Source organism: Aureimonas fodinaquatilis (assembly GCF_008369445.1).
Taxonomy (GTDB): Bacteria; Pseudomonadota; Alphaproteobacteria; order Rhizobiales; family Rhizobiaceae; genus Aureimonas; species Aureimonas fodinaquatilis.
In genome coordinates this window covers 517,658-531,412 of sequence record NZ_VTWH01000002.1, presented here as the reverse complement: position 1 = coordinate 531,412, position 13,755 = coordinate 517,658, and the positions used below count along the sequence as shown (strand labels likewise).

Below are 13,755 nucleotides of genomic sequence, written 5' to 3'. Positions count from 1 at the left end.
GATGCGATCGAACCTGTTGGATGAAAAGAAAACAGGAACTTGCTATTCAACTTTTTTGCCCGAGTGACTATTTGAATGGTTATAAACTAGGCTATAGGCAGGGCAGAACAAATACGCCGTCCACCGGGCTTTGACCCCGGCGAGTATGGAGAGACGAGAATGCCAGCAGTTCAGGAAACCATTGATCAGGTGCGTTTGATCGATGTGGACCAGTATAAATACGGGTTCGAAACGCAGATCGAAATGGATGTGGCCCCCAAGGGTCTGAACGAAGATATTATCCGGTTGATTTCTTCCAAGAAGCAAGAGCCGGAATGGATGCTGGAGTGGCGCCTGAAGGCGTTCGAGCGCTGGAAAACCATGGAAAATCCGGGTTGGGCGCGTCTGGATTATCCGGAAATCGATTTCCAGGACATCCATTATTACGCCGCGCCGAAATCCATGTCCGGGCCCAATTCCCTGGACGAGGTGGATCCGGAAATTCTGGCCACCTATGAAAAGCTGGGCATTCCGCTGAAAGAGCAGGAAATTCTGGCAGGCGTGCGCCGGGTCGATGAGCCATCGCAGATTGATGCTGAAACCGGTGAGCCGGTTGAAAACGGCTATGGCCGCCGCGTCGCTGTAGACGCAGTGTTTGATTCGGTTTCCGTTGCTACAACCTTCCGTAAGGAACTGGAAAAGGCCGGCGTGATTTTCATGCCGATTTCAGAGGCGATTCGCGAATATCCGGAACTTATTCAGAAGTATCTGGGCTCGGTTGTTCCGGTTTCGGACAATTTCTTTGCCACGCTGAACTCAGCGGTCTTCACCGATGGCTCATTTGTTTACATTCCGCCGGGCGTGCACTGCCCGATGGAGCTTTCCACATATTTCCGCATCAATGAGCGCAACACCGGCCAGTTCGAGCGCACGCTGATCATTGCAGACAAAGGGTCCTACGTTTCCTACCTTGAAGGCTGCACCGCACCGCAGCGCGATGAAAACCAGTTGCATGCGGCCGTGGTTGAATTGATTGCGCTGGACGATGCCGAAATCAAATATTCGACAGTGCAGAACTGGTATCCGGGCGACAAGGAAGGCAAGGGCGGCATCTACAATTTCGTCACCAAACGTGGCGACTGCCGTGGTGCACGGTCGCGGATTTCCTGGACGCAGGTCGAAACCGGTTCGGCGATCACCTGGAAATATCCATCCTGCATTCTGCGCGGTGATGACTCGCGTGGCGAGTTCTACTCCATCGCGGTTTCAAATGGCCGTCAGCAGATCGATTCCGGCACCAAGATGATTCATCTCGGGCGGAACACGTCGAGCCGCATCATTTCCAAGGGCATTTCTGCCGGCCATTCCAACAACACTTATCGCGGGCAGGTTTCGGCACATCGCAAGGCGGCCAACGCACGCAATTTCACGCAGTGTGACTCGCTGTTGATTGGCGAAGAGTGCGGCGCACATACTGTGCCGTATATTGAGGCGCGCAACTCCACCGCGCAGTTCGAGCATGAAGCGACCACATCCAAAATTTCCGAAGATCAGCTGTTTTACTGCATGCAGCGCGGCATTCCGGAAGAAGAGGCTGTGGCGCTGATCGTGAACGGCTTTGTCAAGGATGTGATCCAGCAATTGCCGATGGAATTTGCGGTTGAAGCTCAGAAGCTCATTGGCATCAGCCTTGAAGGCAGCGTGGGCTGAGCCAGCCAGTCCAGAAATTTGCAAGTGCAATGCGGGCTTGAACGGCCCGCTCTCGGAATTGATTGGACGCGCCTTGCCATGAGCCGGGCGCCTGTACTCACAGAACGAAGAAGAGACCATGCTCGAAATCAGAAATTTGCACGCCCGCGTGGCTGACACAGAAACCGAAATTCTTCGCGGTCTGGACCTGACGGTGAAGGCGGGTGAAGTTGCCGCAATCATGGGGCCAAACGGTTCGGGCAAGTCAACCTTGTCCTATATCCTTGCCGGGCGCGACGACTATGAAGTGACCGAGGGCGACATCCTTTACAATGGCGAGTCCATTCTGGAGATGGACCCGGCTGAGCGCGCTGCATCCGGTGTGTTCCTGGCATTCCAGTATCCGCTGGAAATTCCGGGCGTAGCAACCATGACGTTTCTGAAAACTGCCTTGAACGCCCAGCGCAAGGCGCGTGGCGAAGCCGAGCTGACAACGCCGGATTTCATTCGCCGTGTGAAAGCTGCTGCGGCAGATTTGAGAATTGACCCGGATATGTTGAAGCGTCCGCTGAATGTCGGCTTCTCGGGCGGTGAAAAGAAGCGCGCTGAAATTCTGCAAATGGCGCTTCTGGAGCCAAAGCTGTGCGTGCTGGATGAAACCGACTCAGGTCTGGATATTGATGCGCTGAAAATTGTTTCGGACGGTGTTAACGCGCTGCGCTCACCCGATCGGGCATTTCTGGTGATCACGCACTATCAGCGCCTGCTTGAGCACATTGTGCCAGACAGCGTGCATGTTCTGTACAAGGGCCGGATTATCAAATCCGGTGGCAAGGAGCTGGCACTGCATCTGGAAGAACAGGGCTATGCTCAGGTTATAGATGAGGCTGCATAACCATGTCATTGCAGACTGGAAAAACCAGAACACCATCTGAGCTGCGGCTGATAGAACAGGCGCAGGCGCAAAATGGCAATGCCGCGCAGCGACAGGCTTTGGCCGCGCTTGAGTTGGAAGGCCTGCCAAACCGCCGCGTTGAGGCCTGGCATTATACAGACCTGCGCGTGTTGATGGATCGTGCGCTGAAAGCTGCACCGGAATCCGCAGAAGCCGCTGACGCTTTGCTGTCGCCCCTGCTGCCGCACAGCGTGGTGGTGAATCTGGGTGCCGAAAATGACTCCTCGCATGAGGGTCTGACTGTAACCACGTCCGCCATTGCGCCGGATTGGAGCCGCACCTTCAATCATCTTGACCGTGACCATGACACGATCCGGGTTTTGAACGTAGCACTCGGTTCTGCTGGCTCAGAAATTACGGTGGACGCCGGCGTCAACTTCGCCCAGCCGGTTGAGTTGCGGGCAATTCCCCGTGCTGCCGGGTCGCAGGCCTTTGCGCGGGTCAATGTCGGCCAAGGTGCTCGCGCGGTTTTTGTTGAGCGTGTTCCGGCTGCAGCCGCAGGCTCGCTGTCCACCGCCGTTTCAGAGCTGGTCATTCAGGATGACGCCGAGGTTCTGTGGATCATCGACCAGGAAAAAGCTGCGAGTGAAAGCTATCTGGGGCAGATCAGCATCAGCCTTGGCGCAAATTCAAAGCTCATGCTGTTTCTGCTCAGCGCAGGCGGCGGGCTGGTTCGGCAGGAGGTTCACTGCGAAACAGTGGGTGAGGGTGCCGATATCCAGATCCGCGGCGTCAACCTGCTCGCGGGCAGCCAGCATGTGGATATCACGACCTCTCTGACTCACAGCGTGGCACACACCACCGCAACGGAAATCCTCCGCAACGTGGTCATGGGCGGTCACGGCGTGTTCCAGGGCATGATCAAGGTTGCCAAGGGCGCGCAGAAAACCGACGCCAAGCTGGCGTGCAATTCGCTGTTGCTTTCGGACGAGGGTGATTTTTCAGCCAAGCCGGAACTGGAAATCTTTGCCGATGACGTCCAGTGCGGCCATGGAGCAACTGCGGGTGAGATCGATGCTGATCATCTGTTTTACCTGATGTCGCGCGGCATTCCGGAAAAGGAAGCCCGTGCACTGTTGGTCAAGGCATTTGTGGCGGAAGTGGTTGAAGACATCGACAATGAAGCCATCGTTGAAGTGCTTGAGGAACGTATCGACAGCTGGCTTTCGGCCAATTGACGAAAAGGGCCGCAAAGGCGGCTCTGAACGTTCGGGAATAAAGGAAGACGCCAATGACGTTGGAACTGGAACAGGCCTCGCTCGACTACGACGTTGAAGCCGTGCGCCGCGACTTTCCAATTCTGGACACGTTGGTTTATGGCAAGCCGCTGGTTTATCTGGACAGCAGCGCCTCTGCCCAGAAGCCGCGCCAGGTGCTGGATGCTATCCAAACAGCGTACAGCACCTCCTATGCCAATGTGCATCGCGGCTTGCACTATCTTTCTAACAAAGCCACGGATGAGTATGAAAACGCAAGGGAAAAGGTCCGGGCGTTTTTAAATGCAGGAAGCGTTGAGGAAATCGTTTTCACGCGCTCTGCAACTGAGGCAATCAACCTTGTTTCCTATGGACTGGGTGCCGATTTTCGTGAGGGTGACGAAATCGTCCTCACAATCATGGAGCACCATTCCAACATTGTGCCGTGGCATTTTCTGCGCGAGCGACAGGGCGTCAAACTGGTGTTTGTGCCGGTTGCTGCTGATGGCTCGATAGCCATCGAAGATTTTGAACGGGCAATCTCGCCAAGAACTCGCCTTGTGGCGGTTACGCATATGTCCAATGTTCTTGGAACAATCACCCCGGTGCGCGACATCGCGGCGCTGGCACATGCACATGGTGTTCCGGTTCTGGTGGATGGCAGCCAGGCGGCTGTACACCTGCCTGTGGATGTGCGGGATCTGGATTGCGACTATTATGTCTTCACCGGACATAAGGTTTACGGCCCAACTGGAATTGGCGTGCTTTACGGCAAGCGTGCTGCGCTTGAGTCCATGCGCCCGTTCAACGGTGGCGGTGAAATGATTGTTGAGGTTACAGAAGACAATGTAACCTACAATGCACCACCGCATCGTTTTGAAGCTGGCACACCGCCAATTGTGCAGGCTATTGGATTGGGCGCTGCGCTTGACTACATGATGGAAGTGGGCCGCGAAAAAATCGCTGCTCATGAAGCACGGTTGACGCAATATGCGCATGAGCGGCTGTCTCGCATCAACTCGCTGCGCATCTATGGCAACGCGCCGGACAAGGGTGCGATTGTTGCCTTTGATCTGGAAGGCGTGCATGCGCATGACGTGTCTATGGTGATTGATCGTGAAGGGGTTGCGGTGCGTGCAGGCACTCATTGCGCCCAGCCATTGTTGAAACGCTTGGGCGTTACCTCAACATGTCGCGCATCATTTGCTATGTATAATACGCTCGGTGAGGTGGATGCGCTGGCCGAGGCACTGGAAAAAGCGAAGCGGTTTTTCGCTTGAAGGACAAGCTTATGACGGACACCATGGCAGACCAGCTTGAAGCGAGGGCCACGAATGGCGAAACGAGCGTTTCAGCCATTCCGGCCGAAGAGCTTTCACGGCTGACTGACGACATTATTGCCGCATTGAAAACCGTTTATGATCCGGAAATTCCGGCCGATATCTATGAGCTGGGCCTGATCTACAAGATCGATATTGAAGATGATCGTTCGGTTGATATTCAGATGACGTTGACTGCGCCGGGCTGCCCGGTTGCCGGTGAAATGCCGATCTGGGTGGAAAATGCTGTCAGCACGGTAGAGGGTGTGCAATTGGTGCGGGTTGAGCTGGTGTTCGATCCTCCCTGGACGCCTGATCGAATGAGCGAAGAAGCACAGGTTGCCGTTGGCTGGTTCTGACGCCCGGAAGGAGTATTCGCATGGGACGCTTTGCAATTATGACACTGACTGACGCCGCCGCTTCACGCGTGCGCGAACTTGTGTCTGCGCGTGCGCAAGGTGGGGATGCGGGAATACGCATTGGCGTGAAAAAGGGCGGCTGTGCGGGTATGGAATATACCATCGAGCTGGCAGAGCAGCCCAATCCAGGCGAAGACGTGGTGGAAAAGGATGGTGCGCGAGTGTTTGTGTCGCCACAGGCTGTTCTGTTTTTGCTCGGCACGGTGATGGATTTTGAAACCACCGTTCTGCGCACGGGCTTTGTGTTCAACAATCCCAATCAGACATCTGCCTGTGGATGCGGCGAGTCTGTGGAATTGACACCAGCGGACAAGTCTCTGCTGGAAAGCTCGGTCCAGCCATAAATTCTGGCGGAATTGTCCAAAGCATTTCTCGTTAAAACGGTTGCGTTTTAACGGCAAGACAATGCGAATGACTTGAGGTCAGATTGTTCTGGCGACCCTTGAGATCGTGTGAAACGGCTTCGTTTGAGATTGGAATATAGCGCCAAATCAAACGATCAGAACATTTCAGATGATAGAATAACCACCTGCCATATCCTGATAACTGTCCGCCGTTCCCGTCGCTCCTGTCGCGGGCCGGGCTTCAAGCGCCGGTGCTGATCAGCATAAAGGCCGGAATATCATCACCAAAGCCAACCGGTGTCGGCTCTTCACGTCCGCCGCCGTTTCTGCCGCGGTCATGGTTGCGATCATGACGCTCATTGCGGCGAGGGCGCTCAATCAGCGCGACTGGCTCTGCAGCGGGTTCGGTTGCAATGGACGCGGTTTCGACAATCTCCGGCTCGTCCACAGGCGCCACAGTGGCATCGCTGTCTTTCTTGCCGCGTGACGAAGGTTTCTTTGCTCCGCGCCGTGAGGGGCGCTTGTCATCCCTGCCACTGGACTCACCTTCCACCACAGTCGAAAGGTCACCCTCAAGCCATTCAATGTCTTTGGCGATCATCTTTTCAATGGCGTCCAGATATTTCTTGTCGGCTTTTGTTACGATGGTGAAGGATTTGCCCGAGCGACCGGCACGCCCGGTGCGGCCGATGCGGTGGACATAATCTTCTGCATGTGTGGGCACGTCGAAATTGAACACATGGCTGACGGCCGGAATATCCAGCCCGCGCGCCGCAACGTCTGATGCCACCAGCAAAGTCAGCTTGTTATCTTTGAACGCCTGCAGCGTCATGGTGCGGGCGCGCTGGTCCATATCGCCATGCAGTGCGCCAACGGAAAAGCCATGCTTTTCCAAAGAGCGGAACAGCAACGAAACATCCCGCTTGCGATTGCAGAATATGATCGCGTTGGTCAGTTCTTCGCCCTGAGAACGAATGATCGTGCGCAGCATGTCGCGCTTTTCATAATCTTTCGTCGAACAGGCAACCAGCCTTTGTTCAACCGTTTGCGCGGTGGACGAGGCTTTGGCCACTTCCACCCGCACAGGGTTCTGCAGAAACTGATCCGCAAGGCGGGTGATTTCCGGCGGCATGGTAGCAGAGAAGAACAGGGTCTGACGGGTGAAGGGTATCATTTTGCAGATACGCTCAATATCGGGGATGAACCCCATGTCGAGCATCCGGTCTGCCTCGTCAATCACCAGAATTTCCACGCCGGTCATTAACAGGCGGCCGCGCTCGAAATGGTCCAGCAAACGGCCAGGCGTCGCGATCAACACATCCACGCCGCGTTCCAGCTTGCGGTTCTGGTCTTCAAACGACACACCGCCAATCAACAAGGCGACATTCAACCTGTGCTGGCTGCCATATTTGACAAAGGATTCTTCCACCTGCGCGGCCAGTTCCCGCGTTGGCTCAATTATCAGCGTGCGCGGCATGCGCGCCCGTGCACGCCCCGTTTCCAGCATGGTCAGCATAGGCAGCACAAACGACGCGGTTTTGCCGGTGCCTGTCTGGGCAATGCCCAGAACATCGCGCCGCTGCAAAGCGTGTGGAATGGCCTGCGCCTGAATTGGCGTTGGTTCGGTATAACCAGCCGCCTCAACAGCGGCGACAACCTTGGCGCTGAGCCCTAGCTCTGAAAATGGCATGAACGCTGTATATCTCTGTTTTGGAACGAATTATTGTCGGAGTGGAAGCTCGCTGGATAGCCGGGCCATAGAACTGCACCCCGGAAAAGTCAAGTTAAGGCAATGTTTTCAGCCGCTTTTGCCAGTGGCTGAAAGTGTTCTTAAACGACATGGTGGTCAATTGGAAGCCGGGCCAAATCTATAGGCAGCATCAGGTGAGATAAACAGCTCAAAGGTTTCGGCAATTTCTGCATCCAGTGGCACAATGTCCAGAAAGATGGAAAGAGTCGACGGCGCATCTGGCGTCGGTTCATCTGCCCTGTAGCCCACAATTGCGCCATTCAGCTGCGCAATTTCGGTAATTTCCGTCGTTTGCAGCACGGTAAGGTCTGAGGGGCCTTCTTCAACCTGCTGCACAAAAAAACGGTTGCCGTTTGGTTGCCCGGCACTAACCAGCAATGCCGTGCGCCAAATGCCTGACTTGCCGCTATCTGTCCACGGGCCCAACACCTGCACATCGCTGATGTAGGGGGAAAGGCTAATCACTTCAGCCGGCACGGTTACATCCGGTGCGGTTTCCTGCGCAGGCGCGTCGGATGCGGGTGCCTGCTGGGCCGCACTGATGGCCGGGTTCAGAACCAGCATCGCCGCCATGGCTGCGCCCTGCCAAAGGCGCCTTGCGAAACAGCTTTTCATGATCATACGTCCAGATCCTCAGCAAATGCAGCGCGTTCCTGAATGAACCGGAAACGCGCTTCTGGCTTGTTACCCATCAAGGCATCCACGGCTATCGCCGTTCCAGCTTCCGGTGCGTCGTCAATTTCCACCCGAAGCAAGGTGCGCTTGTTCGGGTCCATCGTCGTTTCTTTCAACTGCGCAGGCAGCATTTCACCAAGGCCTTTGAAGCGGCTGATTTCAACCTTGCCTTTGCCTTTGAATTCCTGCGCCATCAGGCGCTCACGATCTGCATCATCCCGGGCGTAAGCGGTTTTGCCGCCTTGCGATAGTTTGTAGAGAGGTGGAACAGCCAGAAACAGATGCCCGCCGCGGATCAGCTCCGGCATTTCCTGGTAGAAAAATGTAATCAGCAGCGAAGCAATGTGTGCGCCATCAACATCCGCGTCGGTCATGATGACCACGCGCTCATAGCGCAGATCATCTTCCCGGTATTTTGAGCGCGTGCCGCAACCCAGCGCCAGTATCAGGTCGGCCAATTGTTGGTTGGCCCCCATTTTTTCGCGCCCGGCGCTGGCGACGTTGAGGATTTTTCCGCGCAGCGGCAAAATGGCCTGCCGCATCCGGTCGCGCGCCTGTTTGGCAGAGCCACCGGCAGAGTCACCTTCAACAATGAAGATCTCCGCGCCAGCGGCGCCGTTTTGTGAACAGTCTGCCAGCTTGCCGGGCAGCCGCAGTTTGCGCGTTGCTGTTTTGCGGCTGACTTCTTTCTCGGCGCGGCGGCGCAAACGCTCATCTGCCCGCTCAACCACCCAGTCTATCAGCCGTGCAGCATCTTGAGGCGAAGATGCCAGCCAGATGTCGAAACTATCGCGGATGGCATTTTCAACAATGCGGTGTGCTTCTGCCGTTGCCAGACGATCTTTGGTCTGGCCAACAAATTCCGGCTCGCGGATGAACACCGAAAGCATGGCGGACGCCGTTAGCATCACATCGTCAGCCGTGATGACATTGGCGCGCTTGTTGCCGGAAAGCTCTGCAAATGCCTTAATTCCACGCAGAAGCACCGACCGAAGCCCGGCTTCATGCGTTCCACCTTCCGGCGTTGGAATGGTGTTGCAATAGGAACGAACCGCACCATCTGCTGCAGTCCAGCAAACTGCCCATTCCACCGCACCATGTCCTGTGGTTTTTTTGGTGCGACCGGCAAACATCTGGCCGGTGATCTGGTGCTCGGAGCCGATGCTGTTTTCCAGATAGTCTTTCAGGCCACCTGGAAAGTGGAAAGTCGCCTTTGGCGGAACTTCTGCCTCACCCAGAAGGGAAGGATCGCATGACCAGCGTATTTCCACGCCGCCAAACAGATAGGCCTTGGACCGCGCCATGGCGAAAAGTCGGGCAGGATCAAAATCGGCATTCTGACCAAATATCTGAGCGTCCGGCTTGAAGCGCACTTTGGTGCCGCGCCGGTTCTGCACATCGCCAACTTCCTGCAGCGGCCCCTGCGCGTGTCCTCGCGCATAAAACTGCCGATAGAGTTTGCGATTGCGCGCAACTTCCACTTCCAGCGTTTCTGAAAGGGCGTTGACCACAGATACACCAACGCCGTGAAGACCACCGGAAGTTTCGTAAGCCTTTGAATCAAATTTGCCGCCCGCATGAAGGGTGGTCATAATGACTTCAAGCGCGGACTTGTCCCGGTATTTCGGGTGCGGATCTACCGGAATTCCGCGGCCATTGTCCGTGACGGACAGAAAGCCGCCTGGCTCCAGTGAAACCTCAATGAATGTTGCGTGGCCGGCCACTGCCTCATCCATTGAATTGTCGATGACTTCGGCAAACAGATGGTGAAGTGCCTTGGAATCCGTGCCGCCAATGTACATTCCGGGACGGCGGCGCACCGGCTCCAGCCCCTCCAGAACTTCAATATCGGCGGCCGTGTAGTCGGATTCAGCTCGCTGGGCTGGTGCAGCCGGCTCCAACGCAGGTGCTGCGGGAGCGGGTGCGGGTGTTGCGGCTGTCGGGCGTGCACGCGTGGTTGGGCCAGAAAACAGATCGTCGCTCATGATCGCTCCTGTCCGGCTTTTTTCAAAAGTTCACCGCCGCCACTGTCACTCGAAGTCATAGGCAGGATGGGTATACTTTCACGAAATGTTCTACAAGCGCCCAGAGGCTGCAAGTTCCGCTTTTCCACGGTTTTTGCAGGCAGATGCTGCATGATTCGGCACGATGTTGCACCGTCGCCTCACGCCTCGACAAGTGGCGGGGCGGCATTCACCATGGATAGTGAAAAAGCGTGATTCTGAGTGAGGGCAGAGTGTTGCAAAGAATGCAGGGTTCCTATCGCGGCTTTCGGGTCAATTCATGAAGATGCTCGGGGCATCCGTTGCCGTCGCGGCCACACTGGCGGCCACGTGCATATCAGCAATGGCAAATGGCCCGATCGCTCCCTACAAGGATGCACTGTTTGCTTACAGCCCGCACACTGCCAGCACCATGCAGGGCAGAATGCTGGACGTGCCTTACGACGAAATGAAGGACATTAACGGGCGCGACAGCGTGCCGGAGCGCCGCGCACAGGGCAAATATGTGCAGGAGCTTTCGCGCGGGCTGGAGAGCGATGCCACGATTGCAACCGCTAAGGGCGATGTGACCCTGCGGCAGGTGGGCAAGTCGGCCGACCCGGCCTTTCTGGTGCTGTTTGTGCATGGACGCGGCGGTGACCGGCGGCTGGGCATGAACGACTGGACATTCGGCGGTAACTTTAATCGGCTGAAAAACCTGGCTGTGCGCTCAGACGGCCTTTATCTGACCATGGATGCCGGGGCGCTTGAAGCATCCGACGCCGCACGCGCTGGAGAGGTGCTGAAGGCTTTGTCCCGGCAATACCCTTCGGCAAAACATATTGTGGCCTGTGGTTCGATGGGCGGCCAGGTCTGCTGGTCGCTGGCACAGAACCCGGCATTTGCTGCTTCGCTGGATGGAATGGTGTTGCTTGGCGCCAGCAGTTCGCCGGCCAAAGTGGCCGGCGCTGTCAAGGCGCGCGGCGGCAAGGCACTGCCATTGCTCATCGCACATGGCTCCAACGACCGGGTCTACGCAATGGCGGGGCAGGTGGAAACTGTTGAGAAAACGCTGGCGCAAAGCCCGGCCTATCCGATCCGATTTGTCGGCTTTGACACAGGGGGCCATGGTACGCCCATTCGCATGCTGGACTGGCGCGATACACTGAACTGGCTGATTGCACGGTGAACCAATATGCTTGATTGAAGCAAAAAATGCGCTACCATCATAAAAGCGAAGGAAACGGCTCGCCCGTGCAAGATGACAACAAGATAATGCGGGCTTCGGTCTGACCTCGCCTTAATGCATTGCCCGACACAGCGTCAGGTTTTGTCGGGGTGGGAGGTTGTATGTCTACCATCGTGGAATTTTTTGCTGAAGCCAGCCCGCAATTTTACGTAACATTTGCTGCTGCGGTGCTGTTGAGCATGTTCGGTGGCGAATAGGCTGCACAAAGTTGCGGCCTCGCCATAAAATAAAACCAGAACAACTTTGCATGTGAATGCAACGTTGCCCTGGCGGTCAGTTCTGAATTTCCAACCGTTTCAGGCGATTTCGCAATCGCCCGAAACAGTCTGACTGTTTGTTTTGTCTTCGGATCAGACCGAATAGTACATTTCAAACTCAACCGGGTGCGGTGTCATTTCGAACCGCAGAACCTCAGCCATTTTCAGTTCAATGAAGGCATCGATCTGGTCGTCGTCGAACACGCCACCGGCCTTCAGATATTCACGATCACCATCCAGAGCCTCCAGCGCTTCACGCAGCGAGCGGCAGACTGTCGGAATTTCCTTCAGTTCTTCCGGTGGCAGGTCGTAAAGATCCTTGTCCATGGCAGCGCCTGGATGAATCTTGTTCTTGATGCCATCCAGACCTGCCATCAGCAGTGCCGAGAAGGCGAGGTAAGGGTTGGCTGTAGGATCCGGGAAGCGAACTTCAACGCGCTTGGCCTTCGGCGACTGCCCGAAAGGAATGCGGCAAGAAGCCGAGCGGTTGCGTGCCGAATAGGCCAGCAGAACCGGAGCTTCGTAACCTGGAACCAGACGCTTGAAAGAGTTGGTTGAAGGATTGGTGAAAGCGTTCAGCGACTTGGCGTGCTTGATGATGCCGCCAATGTAGTAAAGCGCAGTTTCGGAAAGGCCAGCATATTCATTGCCAGCGAAAGTTGGCTTGCCGCCCTTCCAGATGGAAAGGTGAACGTGCATGCCCGAACCATTGTCGCCAAAAATCGGCTTTGGCATGAATGTTGCGGTTTTGCCGTAGGCATTGGCGACCTGATGGATCACATATTTGTAGATCTGCATCTTGTCGGCATTGCGAACCAGCGTGTCAAACTTGATGCCAAGCTCGTGCTGAGCAGCCGCCACTTCGTGGTGGTGCTTTTCAACCGAAACGCCCATTTCGGCCATAACGGTCAGCATTTCCGAACGCATGTCCTGGCAGGAGTCGATTGGTGGAACCGGGAAGTAGCCGCCCTTCACACGCGGACGGTGGCCCAGATTGCCGGTTTCATATTCCATGTCGTCATTGGACGGCAGCTCTGTTGAATCCAGCTTGAAGCCGGTGTTGTACGGATCTGCCTTGTAGCGCACATCGTCAAACACGAAGAATTCGGCTTCAGGGCCAACAAATGCCGTGTCGCCAATGCCGGACTGCTGAAGATAGGCTTCAGCCTTCTTTGCCGTGCTGCGCGGATCACGATTGTAGGATTCGCCGGAGATCGGGTCCAGAATGTCGCAATAGATCGACAGGGTGGACTGGGCGAAGAACGGATCCATATGGGCCGTTTCCGGATCAGGCATCAGAACCATGTCGGATTCATTGATGGCCTTCCAGCCGCCAATGGACGAGCCGTCAAACATCGTGCCTTCGGAGAAGAGATCTTCATCAACGATTGCTACGTCCAGGGTAACGTGTTGCAGCTTGCCCTTTGGGTCGGTGAAGCGAAGATCGACAAACTTGATGTCATTGTCTTTGATCTGCTTCAGAATATCATTGGCCGAAGTCATCTTGGTCCTTCCTGTCTGGACGACTTGAAAAAATTCTTGCGGTTAAGACGTCAAATGGCGTCTACGCCGACTTCTCCTGTACGAATGCGAACCACTTCCTCGATATTGGAAACGAAGATTTTTCCATCGCCGATGCGCCCGGTTTGCGCCGCCTTGCGAATAGCTTCAACAGCGGCTGCAACGGACTCGTCAGCAAGAACAACCTCGATTTTGACCTTGGGAAGGAAGTCCACGACATATTCAGCGCCCCGATACAGTTCGGTGTGGCCTTTCTGCCGCCCGAAGCCCTTGGCCTCAGTCACCGTGATGCCTTGAAGACCAACATCCTGAAGCGCTTCCTTAACTTCATCCAGCTTGAACGGCTTGATGATCGCTTCAACTTTTTTCATCGTGGTCCTCTCCAACCATATACAGGCTCATAGGTTGTCTAACGCGTCA

Annotated in this window: 12 protein-coding genes; 7 read left to right on the top strand and 5 right to left on the bottom strand. The window is 55.6% G+C overall.

What is annotated here, in order from left to right:
- The first annotated feature begins 159 nt into the window (after window positions 1-159).
- The 6 genes from sufB to sufA all read left to right on the top strand — a co-directional run bounded on the left by sufB (window position 160) and on the right by sufA (window position 5,901).
- Window positions 160-1,689 (top strand): Fe-S cluster assembly protein SufB, encoded by a 1,530-nt coding sequence (gene sufB / locus FPY71_RS08595; RefSeq protein WP_149299625.1) that lies wholly within the window; start codon window positions 160-162, stop codon window positions 1,687-1,689.
- A 118-nt stretch (window positions 1,690-1,807) separates the two neighbouring features.
- Complete coding sequence (sufC, locus tag FPY71_RS08590; RefSeq protein ID WP_149299623.1) at window positions 1,808-2,563, top strand: Fe-S cluster assembly ATPase SufC; 756 nt, start codon at window positions 1,808-1,810, stop codon at window positions 2,561-2,563.
- A 2-nt stretch (window positions 2,564-2,565) separates the two neighbouring features.
- Entirely contained in the window at window positions 2,566-3,801 is a 1,236-nt protein-coding gene (gene sufD / locus FPY71_RS08585; protein WP_149299621.1) for a Fe-S cluster assembly protein SufD, read from the top strand.
- Window positions 3,802-3,854: 53 nt separating this feature from the next.
- Window positions 3,855-5,099 (top strand): cysteine desulfurase, encoded by a 1,245-nt coding sequence (locus tag FPY71_RS08580; protein WP_149299619.1) that lies wholly within the window; start codon window positions 3,855-3,857, stop codon window positions 5,097-5,099.
- Between the two features lie 11 nt (window positions 5,100-5,110).
- Window positions 5,111-5,497, top strand: a complete 387-nt coding sequence (locus FPY71_RS08575) for an SUF system Fe-S cluster assembly protein (RefSeq protein ID WP_149299617.1) — start codon at window positions 5,111-5,113, stop codon at window positions 5,495-5,497.
- Window positions 5,498-5,517: 20 nt separating this feature from the next.
- Window positions 5,518-5,901: a Fe-S cluster assembly scaffold SufA gene (gene sufA / locus FPY71_RS08570; RefSeq protein WP_149299615.1), complete on the top strand. Its 384-nt coding sequence runs from the start codon at window positions 5,518-5,520 to the stop codon at window positions 5,899-5,901.
- Between the two features lie 241 nt (window positions 5,902-6,142).
- Here the strand turns inward: sufA and FPY71_RS08565 are convergent, their stop codons facing one another.
- From FPY71_RS08565 to parE, 3 genes are all read right to left on the bottom strand, one after another.
- Window positions 6,143-7,591: a DEAD/DEAH box helicase gene (locus tag FPY71_RS08565; protein WP_149299613.1), complete on the bottom strand. Its 1,449-nt coding sequence runs from the start codon at window positions 7,589-7,591 to the stop codon at window positions 6,143-6,145.
- Between the two features lie 156 nt (window positions 7,592-7,747).
- Entirely contained in the window at window positions 7,748-8,266 is a 519-nt protein-coding gene (locus FPY71_RS08560; protein WP_149299611.1) for a hypothetical protein, read from the bottom strand.
- A gap of 2 nt (window positions 8,267-8,268) precedes the next feature.
- Window positions 8,269-10,311, bottom strand: a complete 2,043-nt coding sequence (parE, locus tag FPY71_RS08555; protein WP_149299609.1) for a DNA topoisomerase IV subunit B — start codon at window positions 10,309-10,311, stop codon at window positions 8,269-8,271.
- A 298-nt stretch (window positions 10,312-10,609) separates the two neighbouring features.
- Between parE and FPY71_RS08550 the strand changes: the two genes are divergently transcribed.
- Window positions 10,610-11,497, top strand: a complete 888-nt coding sequence (locus FPY71_RS08550; protein ID WP_149299607.1) for an alpha/beta hydrolase — start codon at window positions 10,610-10,612, stop codon at window positions 11,495-11,497.
- A 410-nt stretch (window positions 11,498-11,907) separates the two neighbouring features.
- On the opposite strand, the gene glnA is transcribed toward FPY71_RS08550, so the two are convergent.
- Window positions 11,908-13,317 (bottom strand): type I glutamate--ammonia ligase, encoded by a 1,410-nt coding sequence (glnA, locus tag FPY71_RS08545; RefSeq protein ID WP_149299605.1) that lies wholly within the window; start codon window positions 13,315-13,317, stop codon window positions 11,908-11,910.
- A gap of 50 nt (window positions 13,318-13,367) precedes the next feature.
- A complete protein-coding gene (locus tag FPY71_RS08540; protein WP_149299603.1) occupies window positions 13,368-13,706 on the bottom strand; it encodes a P-II family nitrogen regulator in 339 nt (112 codons plus the stop codon).
- Window positions 13,707-13,755: the final 49 nt, after the last annotated feature.

What these genes read in the sequence shown, in the direction of transcription:
- sufB (WP_149299625.1), top strand. Translation starts at nt 160, where the DNA reads ATGCCAGCAGTTCAGGAAACCATTGATCAGGTGCGTTTGATCGATGTG.
- sufC (WP_149299623.1), top strand. Translation starts at nt 1,808, where the DNA reads ATGCTCGAAATCAGAAATTTGCACGCCCGCGTGGCTGACACAGAAACC.
- sufD (WP_149299621.1), top strand. Translation starts at nt 2,566, where the DNA reads ATGTCATTGCAGACTGGAAAAACCAGAACACCATCTGAGCTGCGGCTG.
- FPY71_RS08580 (WP_149299619.1), top strand. Translation starts at nt 3,855, where the DNA reads ATGACGTTGGAACTGGAACAGGCCTCGCTCGACTACGACGTTGAAGCC.
- FPY71_RS08575 (WP_149299617.1), top strand. Translation starts at nt 5,111, where the DNA reads ATGACGGACACCATGGCAGACCAGCTTGAAGCGAGGGCCACGAATGGC.
- sufA (WP_149299615.1), top strand. Translation starts at nt 5,518, where the DNA reads ATGGGACGCTTTGCAATTATGACACTGACTGACGCCGCCGCTTCACGC.
- FPY71_RS08565 (WP_149299613.1), bottom strand. Translation starts at nt 7,591, where the DNA reads ATGCCATTTTCAGAGCTAGGGCTCAGCGCCAAGGTTGTCGCCGCTGTT.
- FPY71_RS08560 (WP_149299611.1), bottom strand. Translation starts at nt 8,266, where the DNA reads ATGAAAAGCTGTTTCGCAAGGCGCCTTTGGCAGGGCGCAGCCATGGCG.
- parE (WP_149299609.1), bottom strand. Translation starts at nt 10,311, where the DNA reads ATGAGCGACGATCTGTTTTCTGGCCCAACCACGCGTGCACGCCCGACA.
- FPY71_RS08550 (WP_149299607.1), top strand. Translation starts at nt 10,610, where the DNA reads ATGAAGATGCTCGGGGCATCCGTTGCCGTCGCGGCCACACTGGCGGCC.
- glnA (WP_149299605.1), bottom strand. Translation starts at nt 13,317, where the DNA reads ATGACTTCGGCCAATGATATTCTGAAGCAGATCAAAGACAATGACATC.
- FPY71_RS08540 (WP_149299603.1), bottom strand. Translation starts at nt 13,706, where the DNA reads ATGAAAAAAGTTGAAGCGATCATCAAGCCGTTCAAGCTGGATGAAGTT.